Source organism: Streptomyces sp. AC555_RSS877 (assembly GCF_019049245.1).
GTDB lineage: Bacteria > Actinomycetota > Actinomycetes > Streptomycetales > Streptomycetaceae > Streptomyces.
In genome coordinates, this window is the sequence record NZ_JAGMUK010000040.1 from 517124 (window position 1) to 539552 (window position 22429).

At 70.6% G+C, this 22429-nt stretch carries 15 protein-coding genes and 6 pseudogenes; 16 read left to right on the forward strand and 5 right to left on the reverse strand.

All coding sequences use genetic code 11. The annotated features are described in order from the left end of the window. Positions 1 to 149: 149 nt before the first annotated feature. Positions 150 to 1355 (reverse strand): PP2C family protein-serine/threonine phosphatase, encoded by a 1206-nt coding sequence (locus KUM49_RS19700; protein ID WP_254401416.1) that lies wholly within the window; start codon positions 1353 to 1355, stop codon positions 150 to 152. Between the two features lie 352 nt (positions 1356 to 1707). Here KUM49_RS19700 and KUM49_RS19705 point away from each other — a divergent pair, with 352 nt between their 5' ends. The 5 genes and pseudogenes from KUM49_RS19705 to KUM49_RS19725 form a co-directional block, all read left to right on the forward strand. Further along, complete coding sequence (locus KUM49_RS19705; protein WP_217238163.1) at positions 1708 to 2901, forward strand: glutamate--cysteine ligase; 1194 nt, start codon at positions 1708 to 1710, stop codon at positions 2899 to 2901. A 299-nt stretch (positions 2902 to 3200) separates the two neighbouring features. Beyond that, complete coding sequence (locus KUM49_RS19710; protein ID WP_217238164.1) at positions 3201 to 4985, forward strand: N-acetylglutaminylglutamine amidotransferase; 1785 nt, start codon at positions 3201 to 3203, stop codon at positions 4983 to 4985. Then, complete coding sequence (locus tag KUM49_RS19715) at positions 4958 to 7225, forward strand: prolyl oligopeptidase family serine peptidase (protein WP_254401417.1); 2268 nt, start codon at positions 4958 to 4960, stop codon at positions 7223 to 7225. Before KUM49_RS19710 ends, KUM49_RS19715 begins: the two co-directional genes overlap by 28 nt. Positions 7226 to 7362: 137 nt before the next feature. Beyond that, positions 7363 to 7809, forward strand: coding sequence for an SPW repeat protein (locus KUM49_RS19720; protein ID WP_217238267.1), 447 nt, complete (start codon positions 7363 to 7365; stop codon positions 7807 to 7809). A 108-nt stretch (positions 7810 to 7917) separates the two neighbouring features. Next, positions 7918 to 8181: pseudogene (locus KUM49_RS19725) on the forward strand (ornithine decarboxylase); the annotation flags it as partial. A 295-nt stretch (positions 8182 to 8476) separates the two neighbouring features. On the opposite strand, the gene KUM49_RS19730 reads toward KUM49_RS19725, so the two are convergent. Further along, a complete protein-coding gene (locus tag KUM49_RS19730; RefSeq protein WP_217238165.1) occupies positions 8477 to 9478 on the reverse strand; it encodes an aldo/keto reductase family protein in 1002 nt (333 codons plus the stop codon). A 288-nt stretch (positions 9479 to 9766) separates the two neighbouring features. Here KUM49_RS19730 and KUM49_RS19735 point away from each other — a divergent pair, with 288 nt between their 5' ends. Both KUM49_RS19735 and KUM49_RS19740 read left to right on the forward strand, forming a co-directional pair. Beyond that, entirely contained in the window at positions 9767 to 10213 is a 447-nt protein-coding gene (locus KUM49_RS19735; RefSeq protein ID WP_217238166.1) for an SRPBCC family protein, read from the forward strand. Positions 10214 to 10515: 302 nt separating this feature from the next. After that, complete coding sequence (locus KUM49_RS19740) at positions 10516 to 11484, forward strand: hypothetical protein (RefSeq protein ID WP_217238167.1); 969 nt, start codon at positions 10516 to 10518, stop codon at positions 11482 to 11484. Positions 11485 to 11525: 41 nt separating this feature from the next. Here KUM49_RS19740 and KUM49_RS19745 read toward each other — a convergent pair whose 3' ends face one another. Together KUM49_RS19745 and KUM49_RS49810 are read right to left on the reverse strand one after the other, a co-directional pair. After that, on the reverse strand, positions 11526 to 12209 hold the full coding sequence (locus KUM49_RS19745) for a response regulator transcription factor (protein ID WP_217238168.1): 684 nt from the start codon (positions 12207 to 12209) through the stop codon (positions 11526 to 11528). Between the two features lie 336 nt (positions 12210 to 12545). After that, positions 12546 to 12962: pseudogene (locus KUM49_RS49810) on the reverse strand (cellulase); the annotation flags it as partial. Between the two features lie 290 nt (positions 12963 to 13252). Between KUM49_RS49810 and KUM49_RS19755 the strand changes: the two are divergent. The 4 genes and pseudogenes from KUM49_RS19755 to KUM49_RS19770 form a co-directional block, all read left to right on the forward strand. Then, entirely contained in the window at positions 13253 to 14320 is a 1068-nt protein-coding gene (locus tag KUM49_RS19755) for a LacI family DNA-binding transcriptional regulator (RefSeq protein ID WP_217238169.1), read from the forward strand. Positions 14321 to 14556: 236 nt separating this feature from the next. Then, complete coding sequence (locus KUM49_RS19760) at positions 14557 to 16074, forward strand: glycoside hydrolase family 43 protein (RefSeq protein WP_217238170.1); 1518 nt, start codon at positions 14557 to 14559, stop codon at positions 16072 to 16074. 463 nt (positions 16075 to 16537) lie between these two features. Next, positions 16538 to 16900, forward strand: a pseudogene (locus KUM49_RS48420) (xanthine dehydrogenase family protein molybdopterin-binding subunit); the annotation flags it as partial. Between the two features lie 119 nt (positions 16901 to 17019). Further along, positions 17020 to 17612, forward strand: a pseudogene (locus KUM49_RS19770) (XdhC family protein); the annotation flags it as partial. A gap of 196 nt (positions 17613 to 17808) precedes the next feature. On the opposite strand, the gene KUM49_RS50230 reads toward KUM49_RS19770, so the two are convergent. Next, the gene (locus KUM49_RS50230; RefSeq protein ID WP_308406668.1) at positions 17809 to 18504 is read right to left on the reverse strand and encodes a cellulase-like family protein; all 696 of its coding nucleotides are present in this window, start codon (positions 18502 to 18504) and stop codon (positions 17809 to 17811) included. On the opposite strand from KUM49_RS50230, the pseudogene KUM49_RS19780 reads away from it, so the two are divergent. From KUM49_RS19780 to KUM49_RS19800, 5 genes and pseudogenes are all read left to right on the forward strand, one after another. Continuing rightward, positions 18496 to 18801, forward strand: a pseudogene (locus KUM49_RS19780) (SDR family oxidoreductase); the annotation flags it as partial. The gene KUM49_RS50230 and the pseudogene KUM49_RS19780 overlap by 9 nt on opposite strands. A gap of 70 nt (positions 18802 to 18871) precedes the next feature. After that, on the forward strand, positions 18872 to 19624 hold the full coding sequence (locus tag KUM49_RS19785) for a FadR/GntR family transcriptional regulator (protein ID WP_217238172.1): 753 nt from the start codon (positions 18872 to 18874) through the stop codon (positions 19622 to 19624). Beyond that, a pseudogene (dgoD, locus tag KUM49_RS19790) lies at positions 19621 to 20767 on the forward strand (galactonate dehydratase). Before KUM49_RS19785 ends, dgoD begins: the two are co-directional and overlap by 4 nt. A gap of 47 nt (positions 20768 to 20814) precedes the next feature. Beyond that, positions 20815 to 21444, forward strand: coding sequence for a bifunctional 4-hydroxy-2-oxoglutarate aldolase/2-dehydro-3-deoxy-phosphogluconate aldolase (locus KUM49_RS19795; protein WP_217238173.1), 630 nt, complete (start codon positions 20815 to 20817; stop codon positions 21442 to 21444). Further along, on the forward strand, positions 21441 to 22415 hold the full coding sequence (locus KUM49_RS19800) for a sugar kinase (protein WP_217238174.1): 975 nt from the start codon (positions 21441 to 21443) through the stop codon (positions 22413 to 22415). Before KUM49_RS19795 ends, KUM49_RS19800 begins: the two co-directional genes overlap by 4 nt. Positions 22416 to 22429 lie beyond the last annotated feature (14 nt).

Genomic DNA, 22429 nt, shown 5'->3' on the forward strand with positions numbered 1-22429 from the left:
CACGCCGGTCTTCCGCGGTCACCGGGTCCGGATTCGGGGCGGGGGCCTCGGGGACCGCAGACAGCACATGCAGCGTGCCTGTGCGTTCCTTGTCGCATTCCCGGCACGCGAACAACGTCATGACGGCTTCCTATCCCGTGAGGGCGCGGTCAGGGAGCCAACTGCGTGTTTCGCGCGGGCCCGTGCCATTCGAGGAAGAGGACGGTGGCGTCGTCGGAGAGATGGCCGTGGTGGTGGTCGAGGACGGCCTGCATGAGACGGCGCAGTGTCTCGGGGACGGGCAGCCCGTCGGCGTGGTGTCGGATGATGAAGTCGGTGAACCGGGCGAGGCCGAATTCACGGCCGCGCAGGTCGCGGGCTTCGGTGATGCCGTCGGTGTAGAGCAGCAGCCGGTCACCGGGCTGCAGTTGTTCGGTGCACAGCGTGACATCGAGTCCGAGACGGGTGCCCATGGGGTGTGCGGGCGGGCATCGCAGGGTGGTCGTCCAGCGGCCGTCACGGATCAGTACGGGGGGATGGTGGCCGCGGTTGACCCAGGTGAGGGAGCCGGTGGCGGCATCGAGGTCGGCGAGGATCCCGGTCACGTAGCGCTGGATGCCGAACTCCCGCAGCATGACCTGCTCGATGCGTTCGCTGATGGTCGCCAGGCCGGTGCCCTGGCGGCGGTCGGCCCGGCAGGAGGCGACCGCCAGGTTGGCGGTCAGGCCGGCGGCGGTGTCGTGGCCCATCGCGTCGAAGATCGCCAGATGGACGGTGTCGCCGGCCACGGCGTAGTCGAAGGCGTCGCCGGCGATGTCGTACGCGGGTTCCATCGCGGCCGCGATCACCACGTGACGGTTGGCGTGGGTCAGGGGAGGAGTCAGCTTCCACTGCATCTCGGCGGCGATGTTCATGGGACTGCTTCGCACCAGGCGCGCGTAGGAGTCGCTGAAGGGGCGTTTGCTGACCAGTAGGTGACCCATCAGTGACGCGAGGTGGCGTATCGCCGCGTCCGATCCGACGGCGGCCTCGACGCGGAGAACGGCCAGGCGTTCCGTGCCGTCCAGCACCGGCACCCAGTACACGTGGCGCCCACTGACGGACGCCGGGCCGGTCAGGGTGCGCGTGGACCGGAAGGCCCGCCCCGGCAGGGAGGAATCGACCGGGTACTCCTGGCCTCCTTCCCACGCGTCCAGGCCCCGCCCGGTCAGCTCCCGCAGCATCACCTGGCGCAGGTCGGCCACATAGAGCCGGGCGTCGTCGAGGCCGGCGGCGGAGGCGTGCTCAGTCAGAAGATCAGGCAGGTCCTCCAGCGCGGCCAGGTGCGCGGCGTCCAGAAGGCCGCCCAGCATCCGGGCTGTGCCGTCGCCGGTCATGATCACCGCCTTGGCCGCGTACCGCGAGGGTGGATACGCCGAGTCTCCCGCAACCAGGAGTTCATTCCCCGAACGGGAAAAACGACGGCCACCCTCCGCGTCGCGGGCAACGGCCCGTATCTCCCCCTCTGCCTTGCCCTGCCGCAGGCGGGGGACGGCCGGCACATCCCTCGGCGGACTTTCCAGTACGAAAGGGATGGCCGCTCATCTGTGATGAGCCTGCGACAGACGCTCGTCGCCGCGCTTACGCTTCGCTGTCCTGGGCACTTGGAGGTCATCACACGCCGCCGTATCCCCCGGTGAGGGACCGTACCCCGGGCGGGAAGGCGTTCAGGCATCCCAAGGAGCGACCGTGAGCATTCGTATCGGAGTGGAGGAGGAGTTCCACATCCTGGAGGTGGAGAGCGGGCTGCTCGTGCCGCGTGCCGACCCCGTACTGCGACGGCTTCCCCAGCGGAACTTCACGACCGAACTCCACCAGTCCACCGTGGAGTCGAACAGCGGAGTGCACGCGTCCTTGCACGACCTGTACGCCGACCTCACCAGAACCAGACGGCGGCTCGATGCCGCCGTCTCCTCACTGGGGCTCGCGGTGGTGGCCGCGGGAACGGCGCCGCTGGCACCCGGTGCCTCCGCGCACCCCACCGCCGACGCGCGGTACCTCCACATGGTCGAGGAGTACGGCAAGGTCGCCGACGAGCAGCTCATCTGCGGCGCCCAGGTCCACGTCGACATCCCCGACCGGGACACGGCGGTACGGGTGATGTGCGCGGTCTCTCCCTGGCTGCCCGTGCTCCTGGCGATGTCGGCCAGCTCACCGTTCTGGCAGGGATCCGACACCGGCTACGCCAGCTGGCGCACGCTGCTGTGGCAGCGCTGGCCGACCGCGGGCCCGGTCGGCTGCTTCGCGAGCGCGGCCGACTACGACGCCGCGGTGCGCGATCTCGTCCGGGCCGGGATCATCAGCGACGCCGGAATGATCTACTACGACATACGCCCGTCCGCGCATCTGCAGACGCTGGAACTCCGCATCTGCGACGCCTGCCCGCGCGTGGAGACCGTCGTGCTCATCGCCGGACTGTTCCGCGCTCTGGTGACCGAGGCCCGCGAGCGGCTTCGCACGGGCGAGGCACGGCCCTGCGAGGGACGGCACGAATGGCTGCGCGGCGCCGCCTGGCGGGCCGCCCGGTCCGGCCTCGAGGGCACCCTGGTCGACCCCGAGACCCACCGCGAAACACCTGCGCCGCAGGTCGTACGGAAGCTGCTCATGCGACTGCGCCCTGCGCTCGAGGCCCACGGGGACTGGCAGACCGTCGGGGCGCTGACCGAGGCGGCCCTCGCCGACGGCAGTGCCGCTCGCCGTATGCGCCGGACAGCCCAGGAAGAGGATCTGCTCGCCTGTGTCGACATGCTGATCGCCGAGACCCGAGGTGAGCGCAGGGGACGCAGGTCGGCACCCGCCCGCCGTAAGAACGGGCTCTCGTCCGGCAGCGGCATGACGGCCCCGCCTGTGGGATCCGGAACACCGGAGGCCATCGGCCGCTGAGGCACCGGTGAACGTCATGAGCCCAGCAGCGCACCCCAAGGCCTCGGGGGTGAGCCGCGTCCACTCGCGGCAGCCGGCCGTCGGCAGGCTGCGTTGCAGCAGCCGACGCGGCGAGGCCCCGGTGCCGCGGACCGGTCGCCTCCCCTCTCCGCAGCCGTACCGCATCCCATCCTTCACTCACCCGTCAGGAGGGCGTTCGTCATGTCCAGCAGCATCGCCCGGGTCGTGACCGGCAGGCGCGACCTGGGACCCCCGTTCCGGCACGCGGCCAAGGACGCGCGTGAGGGAGGCGGCCCGTCATGTGCGGTGTGAGCGGGGAGATCCGCTTCGACGGCCGGCGGCCCGATCTCGCGGCCGTCGAGCGCATGAGCGACCGGCTGGCCGCGCGGGGACCCGACGGCGAGGGCATCTGGACGCGGGGCGCGGTGGCGCTGGGACACCGACGACTGAAAATCATCGACCTGTCGGACCACGGAGCACAGCCGATGACCGACGCCGCGGGCGAACTCACCGGCGTCTTCAACGGCTGCGTGTACAACTACCAGGAGCTGCGCGAAGAGCTCCGGGGCCTCGGCCACCGCTTCACGTCGACGTCCGACACCGAAGTGGTGGTAAAGGCCTACCAGCAGTGGGGAACCGCCTGTGTCGAGCACTTCTACGGCATGTTCGCCTTCGCCCTCGTCGAGCACCGCACCGGCCGCCTGGTGCTGGGCCGTGACCGGCTCGGAATCAAGCCCCTGTACCTGGGCCGGACACCCGGCCGGCTCAGGTTCGCCTCCTCGCTGCCGGCCCTCCTCGCCGCCGGGGACGTGGACACCTCGCTCGATCCGGTGGCCGTCCACCAGTACCTGAGCTGGCACGCCACCGTGGCGGCGCCGCACACCGTCCTCCAAGGCGTGCGGAAGCTCCCCCCGGCCACCGTGCGCGTCATCGAGCCGGACGGCACCCACCGCGACCACCGCTACTGGCAGCCGCCCTACACGCGACAGGCGGAGTACGCCGGCATGGGCCCGGACGAATGGCGGGACGCCGTACTGGAGGCGCTGCGCACGGCCGTACGCCGTCGGATGGTCGCCGACGTACCGGTCGGGGTCCTGCTCTCCGGCGGTCTGGACTCCAGCCTGATCGTCGCGCTGCTGGTCGAGGAGGGCCAGCGCGACCTGATGACGTTCAGCGTCGGATTCGAGGCGGAGGGCGGGGAGGAGGGCGACGAGTTCCGGTACTCGGACCTGGTCGCCCGTGAGTTCGGCACCGACCACCGGCGGCTGATGGTTCCCTCCGACCGGGTGTCGACGGCGCTGGACGGGGCGGTCGCGGCGATGAGCGAGCCGATGATCAGCCATGACGTGGTCGCCTTCTATCTGCTGTCCGAGCAGGTGTCCAAGGACGTGAAGGTCGTCCAGAGCGGTCAGGGCGCCGACGAGGTGTTCGCCGGCTACCACTGGTACCCACAGCTGGCCGCTGTCGCCCGCGAGGAGGAACCGGACCGGTACGCCGAGACGTACTTCGACCGCCCCCATGCCGACCTCGCCCGGATCCTGCAGCCCCACATGCTGCCCCAGGACGACATCTCGGGCCGCTTCGTCAAGCAGCACATGGCGGCCCCGGGAGCGCAGACCGCCCTGGACGCGGCCCTCCGGCTCGACACCCACGTCATGCTCGTGGACGACCCCGTGAAACGGGTCGACAACATGACCATGGCCTGGGGCCTGGAGGCCCGAGTGCCGTTCCTCGACCACGAACTGGTGGAGCTGGCGGCGGCCTGCCCGCCGGAACTCAAACTGGCCGACGGCGGCAAGGGAGTGCTGAAGGAGGCGGGCCGCAAGGTCCTGCCCCGCGAGGTCGTGGAACGCCCCAAGGGCTACTTCCCGGTCCCGGCCATCAAGCACATGGCGGGCCCCGTCCTGAACCGGGTGCGCGAGGCGCTGGAGGCACCCGAAGCGAAGCAGCGCGGTGTCTTCCAGGAGCCGTACGTGGCCGACCTCCTCGCGGCGCCCGACGAGCACCGCACCAAGCGCGGAGCCAACGCCCTGTGGCAGGTAGCTTTGTTGGAGATATGGCTGCAGACGCACGGGATCAAGTGACCGACGAGCCGAGCACGTGGGCCTCGCACGAAGCGGCGCCCGCCCGGCCGCCCGTCGCCGCTCAACGCCGGACGCCCGCCGCGGCCCAGGAGGCCGCGCAGTCGCCGGACCCCCGCCCGCCGGACGCACATGGTTCTGCCGCCGCCGCCGCTGCCGCCGCGGCCCCCTCCCCGGTGCCCTTGCCCGAGGCGGGAGGCCCACGGGATGCCGTGACCCGGTTGCACGCCCACGGCTGCTGGTATCCCTCGGCCAACTCCGACGGCACCCAGGTGGCCTTCATCTGCGACCGGGGCGGCGTCCCCCAGCTGTGGGCCGGGCCCGTCGACGGTGACGACGTGCGCCTGCTCGACTCCTCCCCGGATCCCGTCAAAGAGGTGTCCTGGTCACCGGACGGCCACTGGATCGCGTACACCACCGCACCAGGAGGCGGCGAGCACACCCGGGTGCTGTGCGTACGGCCCGACGGCACCGGCCGCCGCATCCTGGCCGGAGCCGACCCGGCCGGCTCCGCCTACCTGGGCTGCTGGGCGCACGACGGCTCGGCCGTCGCGGTCACCGTCGCCGCACCCGTCGCCCCCACCTACGGGGACGGTACGGCGCAGCCGGCACAGCTCGTCCCGGCCGACAGCCACCCCGACGGCACCCGCCTGCCGGCCGACTGGGCCGAGCGCGACGGCCGTGCCACCCTCCTGGGCTCAGCCACCTACGACGTGGGACCGGGCACGGGGCCGGACGCGACGCCGATCGACCTCACCGCTCCCGCGGCACCGGCGATCCGGTCCGGTGGCGGCTTGTCGGCCTACCTGATCGATCCCGACGGCCTGGCATCGCCCGTCCTGCTCGCCACGGAGACGCACGCCGCCACCCTGCGCGTGTGCGACCTCAGCCGTGACGGCGCGCTCGTGCTGCTGCGCCGAGGACCGCGCGGTCGCCGGGAGGCGGTTCTCCGGCGCACGGCCGACTCGACGACGACCTGCACGGTTCCCGTGGCCGATGGCGATCCGTGGATCGGCCGGTTCTCTCCCGACGCAACGACGCTGTGGCTGCGCAGCAACGCCGACCGCGAGTACGCGGCACTGTTCGCCGTCGCTCTCGGCGCCGACGGCGAACCGTGCGGCAGGTCGGTCGTGGCGGAGCGCGAGGGCAGCGACCTCGAACTGCTGGCCTTCGCCCACGACGGCCGCACCGCCGCGCTGGCGTGGAACGTGCTGGGCGCGAGCCGGCTCGAATCGCTGGAGACCTTCCCGCAACACGAGGCTCCGGACGGCACCGGGGCGACCAGGCCGATCCCGTTGCCCCACGAGGTCGTCACGCGCATCAGGGCGGCCGGCCCGGGGCGACTGCTGCTCGCGCTGTCCGGGTCCCAACGCCGGCCGGGAGTGTGGGCCCATGACGGCGCGTCCCCGCTCCGCACCCCGTGGTCCTCCCACGACGAGGACGCCGTCCCGCCCGGCCGCCCGCCCGTGCGCCCCGTCCCCCTGCGCCTCACGGCACGCGACGGACTGCCCCTGAGCGGCTGGTACTACAGGGCGCCGGGGCGCGCCCCGGGTGAGCCGGCACCCTGCGTGATCCACCTGCACGGCGGTCCCGAGGAACAGGAACGCCCCGTGTTCAACCCGCTCTACCACGAACTGCTCGGACGTGGACTCGACGTCTTCGCCCCCGACGTCCGCGGCTCCTCGGGGCACGGCAGGTCGTTCGTCGACGCCGACTTGGGCGCCGGCCGCTTCGCCGCCCTGAACGACGTCGCGGACTGCGCCGCCCACGCGGTCACGGCAGGCCCCGCCGACCCGACACGGCTGGCGGTCATGGGCCGTTCCTACGGCGGCTATCTGACCTTCGCCTCCCTCGTGTGGCACCCGGACCTGTTCCGCACCGGAGTCGCCGTCTGCGGCATGTCCGACCTGCTGACCTTCTTCGCCGGTACGGAGCCCTGGCTCGCGGAGTCGGCGGCGCACAAGTACGGCCACCCCGAGTACGACCGTGAGCTGCTGCAGGCCCTGTCCCCGATGAGCCGCGTCGATGCCCTGCGCGTTCCGTTGCTCGCCGTCCATGGCGAACACGACACCAACGTGCCCCCGGGGGAGTCCGAGCAGTTCGTACGGACCGCGCGCGAACGCGGCATCCCCGCCGAACTCCTCACCCTGCGCGACGAGGGCCACGACTTCCTGCGCGCGGACAACCGGCGACTGTTCCGCCGGGCCGCGGCGGACTGGATGGAGCGGCACCTCCACGTGTGAACCTTTTGTCAGTACCCGGGGTGGTTCGACTGCCGGGCGAGGGGGGTACTCGGGGAGCTCCACACACCGGTCGTGTACCGGCCGGAGCCCGGAGCTGCCAGGAGGTGATGGGAGTGGCAACCTCTCCCAGGTCGTCGATGGAAACCCATCCCGACATCGTCGACATGCGCAACCGTCATGAGATGGCGGAGCGCGCCACCAGTACACCCAGGGCACAGGCCATCGAAGCCATGGCCTTCCTCACCGGTGTGTATCTGGCGGCATCCCCGTGGATCGCGGGGTTCAGCAATCTGTCCGCTCTGGCGGTCAACAACCTCCTCGTCGGCATCGCCTACGCGCTGCTGATGAGCGGGGGATTCGGCCGCGCCTACGAGCGAACGCACAGCATGGCCTGGGCCGCCTGCGCACTCGGGGCGTGGACCATCGTCGCGCCGTGGGTCGTCTCCGGTGACGTCAGCACCACCAGGACCATCTGGAACAACGTCATCGTCGGTGTCATCGGCCTCCTGATGGGCCTGGCCGCCAGCGCGGTCGCCGGCGAGAAGCGGTCGTCGCGGGCCGGACGCGGTATGTCCGCCCCGTAGGCCGAGGGCAGTCGTAGCGCCACGTCTGCCGCACCCCTCCGAGCCCGGACCGGGCGTTCCGGTCCGGGCCGGGTCCGGTTCACGTATAGGCGTACGGCAGACCGAACGTCCACGCTGGAACTGGAGCAGGCCATGCTGCCCCGCGAGGCGTTCTTCGCCGAGGTGGACCACGTGCCCGCGGAGCGCGCCGCGGGACGGATCGCCGCGGAGATGATCAGCCCCTGCCCGCCGGGCGTCCCCGTGATCGCGCCCGGCGAAGTGATCACCGACGAGGTCCTCGACTGCCTGCGCAGCGGCGTCGAACACGGCGTCCTGATCCCGGACGCGGCCGACCCCTCGGTCAAGACGCGGCGCGTCGTCGCGCGGCACTGAGGAGTGGGCGGAGGCCGGGAAACAGGACTTCGACGCCGCCGCCTACGACTGGTGCGCAGCGCCGGCAGGGGGAAGCGGGCCGTCAGTGCGCAGCAGGCCGTCAGCACGCTGAGGCCCGGCGCGGGCCGAAGCTTCGGCAAGAGTCGCGCCGGGCCAGGCCCATGGTGGCCCGCCTTCTACGGTGCGGTGCTGCGACGCCTGCAAGGCCCCCCGGCCCGCACCGTGGCCAGCACCGCGAACAGCGGGCGTACCGGGGGGATCCGGGCACCCCAGAGCGCGCTGCGCTGAACCCGGCTCAGGGACGCTGCGCCGGCACGCTCTGATGCACGAGATGCGGATCCGTCACCGCCACCGGCAGCACGATCTCGTCGATGCGCGCCATCAGATCCGCCTCCAGCGTCACACCGGCCGCCTTCGCGTTCTCCGCCACCTGCTCGGGCCGGGAGGCGCCGACGATCGCGGCGGACACGTTGCTGTTCTGCAGCACCCACGCGACCGCCAGCTGAGCCAGGGTCAGGCCGGCCTCGTCGGCCAGCGGCTTCAGCCGCTGCACCGCGTCCAGCACCTCATCGCGCAGGAAGCGGCTGATCATCGCCGAGCCCTTGTCGTCCGTCGCCCGTGAGCCGGCCGGCGGCTGCTGCCCTGGAAGGTACTTGCCGGTCAGCGCACCCTGGGCGATCGGCGACCACACGATCTGCCCGATGCCCAGCTCCTCGCTGGTCGGCACGACCTCGCCCTCGATGACCCGCCACAGCATCGAGTACTGGGGCTGACTCGACACCAACGGGACGCGCAGCTCCCGCGCCAGCGCGTGCGCTCGCCGTATCTGATCGGCCGTCCACTCGGAGACACCGATGTAGAGGGCCTTGCCGGAGTGGACGACGTCGGCGAACGCCTCCATGGTCTCCTCCAGCGGCGTGAACCGGTCGAACCGGTGCGCCTGGTAGAGATCCACGTAGGAAGTCTCCAGCCTGCGCAGGGAGTTGTCGATCGACTCCATGATGTGCTTGCGCGACAGCCCGCGGTCGTTCTTGCCGGGGCCGGTGGGCCAGTACACCTTGGTGAAGATCTCGATCCCCTCGCGACGCTCACCCTTGAGCGCCCGCCCGAGCACCGACTCGGCGCGTGTCTCGGCATAGGTGTCAGCGGTGTCGAACGTCGTGATGCCCGCGTCGAGAGCGGCTCGCACACAGGCGACGGCGGCCTCCTCCTCGACCTGCGAGCCGTGGGTCAGCCAGTTGCCGTAGGCGATCTCACTGATGATCATGCCGCTGTTGCCGAGATGCCGGTATTCCATCGTTGAACCCCTCGTAGCGTAGGTGTCTCATGGTCCCGCCTGAGCCGGCCGCTGACGCGACCGGCTCAAGGAGATCATCCACCGAGGGACAGGCCGGGCGCGAGAGTGGCCTGCCATCTCGGTTCCGACAGACCGTGTCACCGTCCCGTCGCCCGCCACAACACAACGCCCGCCACAACACAACGCCCGCACCGACTACGACGCCCCGCGGACCGATACGCTGCTGGTGCCTGGCCCATCAGGCGTGCACTCAGCCGGAGCTCCAGCGACCGCAGCACAGGAGGAACCGTGGCCGGTCAGTTTGAGGCGACGACCGAGATCAACCGCCCTGTCGAGGAAGTCTTCGCCTTCCTCGCCGACGGCACGAACGACCCCGAGTTCAGCCCCAGGGTCCAGAAGATCACCAAGACGCCGCAGGGACCGACGGCAGTGGGCACGGTCTTCACGAGCACGGTCAAGGACGCCGGTATGAAGACGGGCCGAGAGTTCCGGATCACCGAATTCGAGGCGCCCCATCGGATCCGCTGGACGGAGATCTCGAAGAACCTCGTGACGGCTGACCAGGGTGGCTACGACCTGGAGGCAACCGGCCCGGCCACGACCAGGGTGCGGATCTTCAATGCCCTGGAAGGCCACGGCATCGGAAAGCTGCTGGTGGGCTTCGCGCTGGTTGCGGCACGCAAGGACGCGCCCGCGTTCGGGCAGCGGATCAAGGCGGCGGTGGAGGCGTCTTAGATCGACTGCCGGCCCCGGCAGGGCGCAGACAGGCGTCGCTCTGCCGGCAGAAAGCGCTTGTCGCGGTGGGTGGGAGATGGCAGGCTCACGGGCGTGATCAAGAGAATCGAGTCTTCCGTCCGCCTGTGAGCGTGACGCCCGGGACTGGACTGCCCGGAGCCCGGAACACGCTGTTCGGCCATGCGCTCCGACTGCATCGGCAGTGGCCGGACGGGCCCCTTCCCTGCGACGGTGAGCCGTATCCCGATGAGGAACGGCGCCGACGTGAACCCCGCCCGAAACCGCCGCGCGACCGCGAGCTCGTGGGAGTCGACGTCGCCCGGGTTCTCACCGCGCACTTCGCCGATCCGAACGCTGTGCCGAGTGCGCTGAGCGACCGCTTCCATGACGTGTACGTTCCGATCCACTACAACGAGCCCATCGCCTCCGCCGCCAGAACGGCTGGGGAAGTCCGAGCCCGGGAAGCCGGCCGGTGGCTGGTACGGCACGGGACCGCCACCTCCGCCGTCACGGTCGGGTTGGCCTTGCTTGCGGCCGTTGGCAGGGTGGATGACATCCCGTTGATCCAGACCATCGGACTGCTCTCCTGTACGTTCGGACCGCTCGCGGCACGGGGCCTTGAACGCTTGCCGAGCGGTGCCGACTCACTGATCTGGCTGGCCGAGCGGGTGACCGGCTGGGGCCGGGTGTACGTGGTGGAGGCCCTGTGCGGGCTAGTGGACAGCGACCCGGCCGTTCGGCCCTGGCTCTTGCGGAGGGCGGTCGACGGCGACTACCTCAACGGCTACTTCGCGGGCCAGGTCGCGCGGATGGCCGAACTCCACGAAGCCGTCATGGCATTCGGGGACGACGCCGAGCTGATTGACCACACGACCCGGCTTCTCCATGTGATGACGTACAGCGACGGCATGGGCACTTCACTACGTCGCTATCCGTACGCGGTCGTCGTCCTGGAGGCACACGTTCGCTCTCTCGGAGGCCTCGGGCCCACGATCGAGCGCTACTTCGCCGCGGCCATGATCGCCCAATACCTGGCACACGAGACACCGATCGGCAGCGACGATCCTGGCATGAAAGCCCGTTGGGAACGATGCGGGACCTCATATCTCGCGCTGCTCGACCAGGAGACTTGGGGTGACACGGCGGGTCAGGGACTCGCTGCCGAGGACGACCGGCTCAAGTGGCTGGCCGACTCCGGGTTCCGGCGCCTGTGTGGCCCCGGAACTCAAGCCGAGGCCCCTCCAGCACAGCAGGTCGAGAGTGAGGAGTAACGCAACGCGGTCGGGGGATGACCAGCGGACCACATGCCTGGTCAGGTGTTGTCCGTACTCCAGGTCGCGGGGCCACGGGAGATCAGTCCGGTCTCGTACGCGAACACGACGGCCTGGGCCCGGCTGTTCAGCGTGAGCTTGCTCATGCATCGGTGGACGTGTGTCTTGATGGTCGCTGTGCTGAGGACGAGTCGCTGGGCGATGTCGGAGTTGGACATGCCCGCCCCGACCAGCCCGAGGACTTCCAACTCCCTGGGGGTCAGGGTGTCCAGTCCGCAGTGCGGCTCGGGTACGGCCGGGCGGGGGGTGTAGGTCTCGATGAGCCTTTTGATCACCGGGGCGCTGAACAGCATGTCGCCGGCGTGCACGGTGTCGATGGCGGCGAGCAGCCGGTCCGGCGGGGTGTCCTTGAGCAGGAAGCCGCAGGCGCCGACCTTCAGCGCGCCGTGGACGTACTCGTCGAGGTCGAAGGTGGTCAGGACGAGGATCTTGGGGAGCGGGGGCGCAGCCTGGGCGAGGATCCGCTCGGTGGCGGTGATCCCGCTGATGCCCGGCATGCGAATGTCCATCAGGATGACGTCCGGTCTGGTCCGCGCGGCCAGCTCGATCGCCTCCTCGCCGTCCTGCGCCTCGCCGACGACCTCGACGCCCGGTGCGGCCCGCAGGAGCGCGATGAGCCCCGAGCGGATCAGGAACTGGTCGTCTGCGACGAGCACTCTGGGCATGCGTGGCTTCCCCCTCCTCCACGGCTGCCCCGCCGGGAGCCGAGACCCTTCCTCACCTGTCGCGGGTCACGGGAACGGTCAATTCCACATCGAACCCGCCTCGCGGATCGGGGCCGGCGGTCACCGTCCCGATCGCGCGTGCCGATCAAACCATGGGCAGCGGGCCCAGCGGTGATGACGGCCGTAACTCGCTCTGTCCGGCGTCGGCCCCGAGGACGTGGAGTGCGTTGCGCGAACCTCGTCCGAGCCCAGGCCCCAAGCGATCGCACCACCCGGTTTCACCCACGGCTACACCCCTGGTGGTACATCAACAACCACTCTGGTCGCAGGCACGGTTCAACCCCTGGTTGGGCTGCGGGAGCCATGCCGCAGGCCCTGGAAGTCGGTGCTGTTCGGGTTCAGCATGAGCGTCCGGCCGGTGATGGGGCTCGACTTCGGGAGGAACACCAGGTCGCTGGAGGCGGTGCCCGAACGTGTGGTCCAGCTCGACTTGATCTGGGCGAACAGTTCCGGGTCCCGCCATTGCAGGGTGGTGCGGTTCAGGAACTGACCGGCGTCCCACAGCATGGTGGTGAGGTCGCGGCGGCGGGCGTAGTCGCCCAGGAACTCGAAGTACTTGCGCTGCTCGCCGAGTTGGATGATGCCGGGCCGGTTGTGGTCGTAGGCGAGCAGGGCGTACTCGCCGATGATGACCGGGATGCCGCGTGCGACGAAGGCGTTGTACGCGCGGTCGAAGGTGCCGGTGAGATCCTGCTCGGAGGTGGCGTCGAGGTCTCCTCATCATCACGTGCACCTTCCGTTGGTGGGCGGCGCAGTCCGGGCAGGTCCTCTGCCGGACGCGTCGACACGTGGGCTCGGCCTGCAGGCGGCCGGAAAGGGGTGAAGAAGGAAAGTTTCGCCGTATGCGGCGGAGAAATTAACATGACGATGTGTCCTGGGCCACAGGTTCGTCGGTAAGAGATGCGAGAATGGCCGTGGCACACCCATACGACGCTGTTCAACCGGCTCGTGCGTCAGACTCCTGGCCGGGCGCGGGCGGTTCGATGATCGAGAAGGCGACCTTGGCGGACTATGCAGTTGACGGGCCGGTGGACAAGGACGGTGGGCAGGGCGACACGTCCCGGCCGGTCACCATCGCGTACATCGCCCAGTCGGCGGGGGTCTCGGTCCCGACCGTGTCCAAGGTGATCAACGGCAAGTCGGGGGTCTCCGCGGACACACGCGCACGGGTCGAGGAACTGGTCAGCAGGTACGGCTACCGAAGGCCCACCGGCGCCAACCGGAACAACGTCGTGGAACTCGTGTTCCGCGAGCTCAAGCACATGTGGGCGATCGAGATCATCCGGGGCGTCGAGCAGGTGGCCCGCCGGCATCGTGTGGGCGTCATGGTGTCCGAGTTCGGGCTGCACGAAACCGCCCCGCCCACCTGGGACGACACCGTCTTCCGGCGCCCGAACTGCGTCTTGTCCGTGGCCCAGCTCTCCGAGGCCGAGCGTGAGCAACTGAAGGCGAAGGGCATCCCGTTCGTCGTCTTCGACCCCGCCACGGAACTGCCGGACGACGTCCCGTTCGTGGGCGCCACCAACTGGTCCGGCGGCCGGGCCGCGACCCGCCACCTCACCGAACTCGGGCACCGGCGCATCGCCGTGATCGGCGGCCCCCAGGACCAGCTGTTCTGCTGCGCCCGGATGGACGGATACCGCTCCGCGATGCACGCCGCGGGCCTGCCGGTCGACCCGGACCTCGTCGTGCACGCGCCGCTCACGCAGGAGGACGGCTGCGCGGCGGCACGTTCTCTGCTGGCCCGGTCCGACCGCCCGACCGCGATCTTCGCCGCCAACGACCTGCAGGCGCTCGGCGTCTACCAGGCGGCACGTGAAGCAGGCCTGCGCATCCCCGACGACCTGAGCGTCGTCGGTTTCGACGACCTGCCGGTCGCGGCCTGGGTGGATCCGCCCCTGACCACCGTCCACCAGCCCCTGACCGAGATGGCCGCAGCCGCGACCGAGCTCGCGCTCACACTCGGTCGCGGCGAGGCGGCTCCCCAGGTCGGGTTGGAGATCGCGACGACCCTGACGGTCCGCAACAGCACGGCACCGCCCAAGAGTTGATCCCGCGAGCGCGGCTTCCCGCGTGACCGACGGCGTTGACGCCCGCAGTGGGCGGCGGTCGGCATGCCCTGCCTGGCGCAGCCGGGTGCGTTCCGCGTGGGGAGAGGGTCGCACGGCCATTGACCACTGTGGCGGGCCGTCGATAGCCTCCGCTGGAAACTATCTGGATCCCGCTACGAAACTTTCGCATCGCGCCACGGATCTCCGCCGTGTGGACACACCAGTGACAGGAGTCGATGAGGGTGCCGAGCATGCCCGAGACGGACAACACCATCAGCAACCCCGTGATCCCCGGCTTCTATCCCGATCCGTCCGTCTGCCGGGCCGGCGAGGACTACTACCTGGCCTGCTCCAGCTTCGAGTACTTCCCCGGGGTGCCCATCTTCCACAGCCGGGACCTGGTCCACTGGACCCAGATCGGGAACGCTCTCGACCGGCCCAGCCAACTGCGCCTGCCACTTGACTCGCCTTCCTCGGGCGGAATCTACGCACCCACACTGCGCTACCACGACGGCCGCTTCTGGCTGATCGTCACCAACGTCAGCGGCGACGGCAATCTGCTGTTCACGGCCACCGACCCCGCCGGCCCCTGGTCCGATCCGATCCGACTGCCCGGAGTGCACGGCATCGACCCGGACCTCGCCTGGGACGACGACGGCAACTGCTGGTGCACCACCGCCGGAGTCGGCCAGATCCGCATCGATCCCCACACCGGGGAGACGCTCGGCGCGGCCCAACGGATCTGGTCCGGCACCCCCGGCGCCAAGGCCCCCGAAGCCCCGCATCTCTACCACATCGGTGACTACTGGTACCTGCTCATCGCCGAGGGCGGCACCGAGCGCTGCCACAGCGTCTCGATCGCCCGTGGCCGCACGCCCACCGGTCCCTTCGAGCCGTGCCCCGCCAACCCGATCCTGAGTCACCGGGGCACCGAACACCCCATCCAGAACACCGGCCACGCCGACCTGGTGCAGGGGCCCGACGACTCGTGGTGGATGGTGCTGCTCGGCGTGCGGCCGGGCGGTGGCACCCCGGGCTGGCACGTACTCGGCCGGGAGACGTTCCTGGTGCCGGTCGACTGGGTCGACGGCTGGCCCGTAGTCGGCGAACTGTCGTCCTCCCTGCCCGTGCCCTCCTGGCCACTGCAGCCGCATGCCGTCGTGCCGGACCGGGACGACTTCGAGCGGAGCGAGCCGGCTCCGTACTGGATCTCGCTGCGGCACCGGCCTGCGGAGGTGTGCACCACGAAGGAACGGCCCGGCTGGCTCACCCTGCACGCCCGAGGCACCTCACTCGACGACACCGACGTGACGTTCGTCGGCCGGCGGCAGCAAGACCTGTCCTGCCGGGTACGGGCCTTGGCCGACGTGTCGGAAGGAGGCGGAGGCCTGGCCGTCCGTCTCGACGAACAGCACCACTACGACATCGAGGCCTGGTCCGGCCAGGTGCAAGTGCGCGCCCGTATCGGGCCGTTGCACACCGTCGTGGCGTCCCGGGCGACACCTCCGGGACCCGTGGTTCTGCGCATCGAGGTGGCTGCCGTCCACACGATGAACGACGCGCGCACCGGCCCCGATGTCGTTTCGCTCGGCATCGAGGAGCCGGACGGCACATACGCCGAACTCGCCACTCTGGACGGCAAATACCTGTCCACGGAGGTCGCCGGCGGCTTCACCGGCAGGGTCATCGGAATGTTCGCCGCGGCCGGGGCCGTGCACTTCGACTGGTTCGAGTACCAGCCGCTCGATCACTGAGGCAGGCCCCACGCGGCCGACGACGAACCGCTCCGGGCGACGAAGTCTCCCTGCGGCCCGGAGCGGTTCCCTCGGCGAGCCTGGTGAAAGGGTCTGGTCGTGCACTGCCCGCTTGGACACGGGCAGGTCCAGGGACCGGTGGAACAGGTCCAAGCGGCCGACATCGTGCTGCGCGACCCACCACCCACAACCGCGGTGACCGCGCGGCTCTGTTCGGCTCCCTCCCGCGCGGAAGTGCCCCCGATCGTGTCGGCGATTCGTCCCTGAGGGAGCGTGAAGGGGGGGAGGAGAGTCTCCCTGCCACGAGCGATGCCGGTGCTGAGATGCTGCCCGTGTGAGCAGCCGCCGCCAAGGCACGCGGTCGCCAGGATCCGCGGTGATGACGATCCCGCCTCCCCTCCCGCCGTCGTGTACGACTGACCTGTCTGTGATGTGAAGGCGTACGTATGTCTACTGATCCGACGAACACGACGTCGACGGGGTCGTGCACGCGGTCATCGTCGACAGCAGCATCGGCCGCGGTCGCATCACGTCGATCGACACCGGCGCCGCCGAAGCCCTTCCGGGCGTGCTGAAGGTGATCCACCACCGCAACGCGCGGAAGTTGCCATACCGCGACAACGCCGGGTCGAACAATTAGGCCGGGCGGCGGTTGAGGACCTTCCAGGACGACCGGGTGCTCTTCCACGGCCAGCCGGTCGCGGTCGTCGTGGCTGTCACTTTGGAGGCAGCGCAGCACGGTGCGAGCCTGGTGCAGGTCGGCTACGACGCCCGGCAGCCCGCGACGGACCTGCGCGAGGCCGACCCGGACGAGCCGACCAACTACTGACCTGCGGCGGCGAACTCGACGTCTCCGTACAGCGCGTCGATCCCGCGACCCGGCCGCACCTTTCCACGGCCCTCGCCGAGGCCGTTCGAGGACGACCGGTCGCCGTGGCCCAGGTCGTGGACGGCCCCGACGGCCTCGTCGGCTCAACTCCGAGCGTCCTCGACGAGGATCACGTCACCTACGGGGGTGTGGACGGCGGGCCGGTGGACCGGGCGGTGGCCGATCAGGCCAGGGCCATGCTGTGGGCCGGCCGCACCGCCCGCGTCGACATCGGCGGGGAGGGAGACGGATGCCCGCAACGGCTGTCCGTCCTCTTCCACGGGCGTGCGTCCCGGCCGCGCCTGCTGGTGTTCGGTGCGGTGGACTTCGCCGCCGCCCTCAGCCAGGCGGGCCGCTGCCTGGGCTACCGGGTCACCGTGTGCGACGCCCGCCCGGTCTTCGCCACCGCGGCACGCTTCCCGTACGCGGACGAGGTGGTCGTCGACTGGCCTCACCGCTACCTGGAGCGCACCGAGGTGGACGAGCGCACCGCCGTCTGTGCCTCACCCACGAGGCCAAGTTCGACACCCCGCTGCTGCGCCTGGCACTCGGCCTGCCCGTCGGTTACGTGGGGGCCATGGGCTCCCGGCGCACCCATGACGAGCGCCTGCGCCTCCTGCGCCAAGAGGGCGTGACGGACGGCCGGTTGGCGCGGCTGCGTTCCCCGATTGGCCTCGACCTCGGAGCCCGCACGCCCGAGGAGACGGCTGTGTCGATCGCCGCGGAGATCATCGCCCACACCAACCAGGGCACAGGTCTGACCCTGACCCGGATCACCGGCCCGATCCACCGGCCGACCGGGCAGACGCGGCCGGTCTCGGCCAGGTGAGTACCGATGGCCCATCCGGCCGCGGCACAGTCGTGCTTCAGCCGACTGTGATGCGTGCGTTGACGCGACGCATCCAGTCCTGGTCGGTGTTCCACATGGGGTGGTGAGGTGCCGCGTTCGAGGTCAGAACGACACCCTTGAACCCTGCCTCGAGGCATCGGTCGACGACGAACTCCGCGAGGTCCTTGCCGACGGCGTCCTCCTCGAAACGGGTCAGCAGAGGCGTGTATCCCACCACGCCTTCGCCGAGGACGGCCGGGATTCCGCGGCGGCGGGCGAATCCGGCGACGGAGTCGACCCACAGGGCCAGGGTCTGCCGCATGGCCTCGCGGTGCGGAAGGTGGTTGTCGTACAGCCACAGGTCCCAGCGGTCGGGATGGACCCAGTCGTGCGCGTAGAACAGTTCGCGCGGGATCCCGGTGGCTGCCAGCCGCCAGGGCTCGTCAGGCTGGCAGTCGGCGAAGGCGGGTGCGTCCGGGCGCAGCATGCGGGCCAGTTCGGGGGTGGGCCAGGTGGCTGTGAGGGGTGCCTGCTCGGTGCCGTGTCCGAGTCCGGCGGCCTGGTACAGCGCGCCGAGGACGCCGTAGACGTAGAAGTGGAAGTGGGTGATCTGCGCCTGCTCCGGCAACTCGTCGAGTTCGAGTGGCCAGGGCTCTCCCAGCGAGTACGTGACGGGGATGCCGGGGTGACGCGCCCGCAGCAGCTCCACGGCACGGCCGAGGGGGCCGGCCATGCCGCGTACGCCGCGGCGAAGGGCGCACTGTGCTCGTTGGGACGCCAACTGGCCGTCGAGTACGGTCCGTACATCCGCGTCAACACGTTGCTGCCCGGGCCCATCCTCACCGCGGCCTGGGACTCGATCCCCGAGTCGGAGCGGGCGCGCAGTGTGGCGGCCACGGCGGTCGAGCGGTTCGGGCAGCCGGAGGAGGTGGCGGCCGCCGTCGCCTTCCTGGCATCGGCGGACGCCTCCTATGTGAGCGGCGCGAGCCTCGTGGTCGATGGAGGATGGAGCGTCATGAAGGAGTCCTCGCGAGCGACGCGCACCGTGCGGAAGGCCGTGCGCGGTCTCCGCGAACAGGACCAGAGCGGAAACGGAGAACGTGGTGACCCATCCGGGCAAGGGGCTGCACGGCCAGGCGGTGGAGGAGCTGGGCCGACGCATCATCCGCGGCGACTACCCCCCGGGCTCCGTGGTGGACCCGATCAAGTTCGAGACAGACCTCGGTGTCAGCAAGGCCGTGGTGCGCGAGGCGATGCGGGTACTGGCCTCCAAGGGTCTGCTCGAGTCGAAGCAGAAGCGCGGTACGACCATCAGGCCCCGCGCCGACTGGAACCTGCTCGACAGCGACCTGCTGCGCTGGCAGGGCAGCAGCGCGCCGACCGACGACTTACTGGAGGACCTGGCCGAGGTCCGAGCCATAGTCGAGCCCGCCCGAGCCCGGCTCGCCGCGACCCGCCGTACCGCGTCCGACCTGGACGCGATGCGGCAGGCACTCGACGCGATGGCGGCGGCGGGGACGGACGCCGACGCGATGGTCGAGGCGGACCTGGCCTTCCACCGCGCCCTGCTGGACGCCGCGCACAACGAACTGCTCAGCCGCATGGAGGTCGTCGTCGAGGCCGGTCTGCGCGTGCGCGACCGGATCGTGCACGGCGCCCAGCACTTCTCCGACTCCATCCCCGTGCACCAGGAACTGCTGGACGCCGTCGAAGCCGGTGATCCGGACGCCGCCGTGGCCGCCGTCGCCTCCCTCCTGGCGCAGGCTTCCGACGACCTGGCGGTCGTACGGGCGCGGGACGACCACGACCACGACGACGTCGCGACTGACACGCCGCCGGAGGAAGGCTCTTGAAGATAACCGGACTTGAGACCTTCCTCGTCGCCCCGCGCTGGCTGTTCCTGCGCGTCGCCACCGACGAGGGCATCACCGGCTGGGGCGAGCCGGTGGTCGAGGGGCGTGCGGAGACGGTACGCGCGGCGGTCCACGAACTCGCCGACCACCTCGTCGGCCAGGACCCGCTGCGCATCGAGGACCACTGGCAGGTGCTCACCAAGGGCGGCTTCTACCGTGGCGGCCCCATCCTCTCCAGCGCCGTCGCGGGCATCGGCCAGGCACTGTGGGACATCGCCGGCAAGGCCTACGGCGTCCCGGTGCACCGCCTCCTCGGCGGCCCGGTCCGCGACCGCGTCCGCATGTACGCCTGGATCGGCGGAGACCGCCCGAGCGACGTCGCCGAACTGGCCAAGGCACAGGTCGAGGCCGGCTTCACCGCGGTGAAGACGAACGCCTCGGCCGAACTCGCCGCGATCGACACCCCGGCCCGCACCGCCGAGGTCGTCGAGCGCGTCGCGGCCGTCCGCGAAGTGCTCGGCGACGAACGGGACATCGCCGTCGACTTCCACGGCCGGGTCTCCACCGCCATGGCCCGCCGCCTGCTGCCCCTGCTCGAACCACTGCACCCGCTGTTCGTCGAGGAGCCCGTCCTGCCGGAGCACTCGGGACACCTGCGCAGCCTGGTGGAGTCCACGAGCATTCCGCTCGCCACCGGCGAACGCCTCTACTCCCGCTGGGACTTCCGCGAGGTCATGACCAGCGGCATCGCCGCCGCCCAGCCCGATCTCTCACACGCCGGCGGCATCTCCGAGGTCCGCCGCATCGCGGCCATGGCAGAGACGTACGACGTCGCCATGGCCCCCCACTGCCCGCTCGGCCCGATCGCCCCTGGCAGCCAGCCTGCAGATCGCCTTCGCGGTTCCCAACTTCCTGATCCAGGAACGGAGCATGGGCATTCACTACAACCAGCAGTGCGACCTGCTGGACTACGTCATGGACCCGGAACCCTTCCGCTTCGACAACGGCTACGCCGTCGCCGCCTCCCGCCCCGGGCTGGGTGTCGACATCGACGAGAAGGCCGTACGTCGCGCCGCCGAGACCGGACACCGCTGGCGCAACCCCGTATGGCGCGGCGCCGACGGATCGTTCACCGAATGGTGACCCACCGACCGTCCACGGAATCACCCGCTCAAGGAGAGCACCCCTACATGAACCTGGTGGAATCACTCCGAGTTCACCGACTGCTGGCGATCGTACGAGGCAAGGACAGCGCCGCGGCCCTGCGCACCGTCGTCACGCTCGCCGAGGAAGGCGTCGCGGCCATCGAGGTGTCGCTGACCACCGCCGACGCGCTGACCGTGATCAGGCAGGCGCGTGCTGAACTCGGCCCCGACGCAGTGCTCGGCGCCGGAACCGTCCGCTCGGCCGCGGACGCCGCCCGCGCCGTCGACGCCGTCGACGCCGGAGCCTCGTACCTCGTCACGCCGGCACTGGTCGACGGGTTGGAGCCCTACGGCGTACCCGTGCTGATGGGTGCCCTGACACCGAGCGAGATCGAACTCGCCCTCGCCCGGGGCGCCGACGCGATCAAACTCTTCCCCGGCTCCCTGGGCGGACCCCCCTACCTGGGCGCCCTGCGCGACCCGTTCCCCGAGGTGCCGTTCGTCCCCGTCGGGGGAGTCGACGCAGCGGCCGCCCGCGACTACCTCGACCGGGGCGCGGTCGCCGTCGGCGTGGGCTCCCCGCTGATCGGCGACGCCGCCGACGGCGGGGACCTGGGCCAACTCCGTGGCCGCGTGGCCGCGTTCCGCGCCACCGTCACCCGGGAGACGCCATGACGACACCGGCTCACCAGACCGCGCCCGAAGTGGTCACCTTCGGCGAGACGATGGCCGCTCTCCGGGCCCACAGCATGCTGCGGCTGGGCGGAAGTCTCGGCCTGTCCGTGGCGGGAGCCGAGTCCAACGTCGCCATCGGCCTCGCCCGGCTCGGACACCGGGTGCGCTGGGCCGGCCGGGTCGGTGCGGACGAACTCGGCGCCCTGGTGCTGCGCACCCTGCGCGCCGAGGGCATCGACACCGCGTACGCGGTTGCCGACGACACCGGACGGCCGACCGGACTGCTGCTGACCGAACCCCGGTTGGGCACCCTGACGCGCGTCAGCTACTACCGTGCCGGTTCCGCGGGTTCGGCCGTCTCACCGGCCGACGTGCTGCCCGCCCTCACGCCGGAAACCCGCGTCCTGCATCTGACCGGCATCACGCCGGCGCTCAGTCCGTCCGCGGCCGAGGCGGCTGCGGCGGCCGCGACAACGGCTCGCGAGGCCGGCATCACCGTATGCCTCGACGTCAACTACCGCTCCCGGCTGTGGACCGCCGACCGGGCGCGCACGGTGCTCCGGCCTCTGCTGGACCGCACCGACCTGCTCATAGCCTCCGAGGACGAATTGCCGCTGATGCTGGAACGGCCCGACGCGGGCGAGCCCGAGGGCGTGAAGAGCCTCCTGGCCGCAGGTGTCAGGGAGGTGGTCATCAAGCGGGGCGCACGCGGGGCGACCGCCAATACCGCCGACGGCACGACCGACCGCTCCGCACGGCAGGTCGACGCGGTCGACCTGGTCGGCGCGGGCGACGCCTTCGTCGCCGGATACCTGTCGGGCCTCCTCCACGGCGCCGACATCCCGGCACGCCTGCTCCGAGCCGTCACCACCGCGGCCTTCGCCGTCGGCAGCCGGGGCGACTGGGAGGGCCTGCCGACGCAGGACGAACTCGGCCTGCTCGACGAACCGGACGGCACCACGATCCGCTGACGAGGAGGGCGACG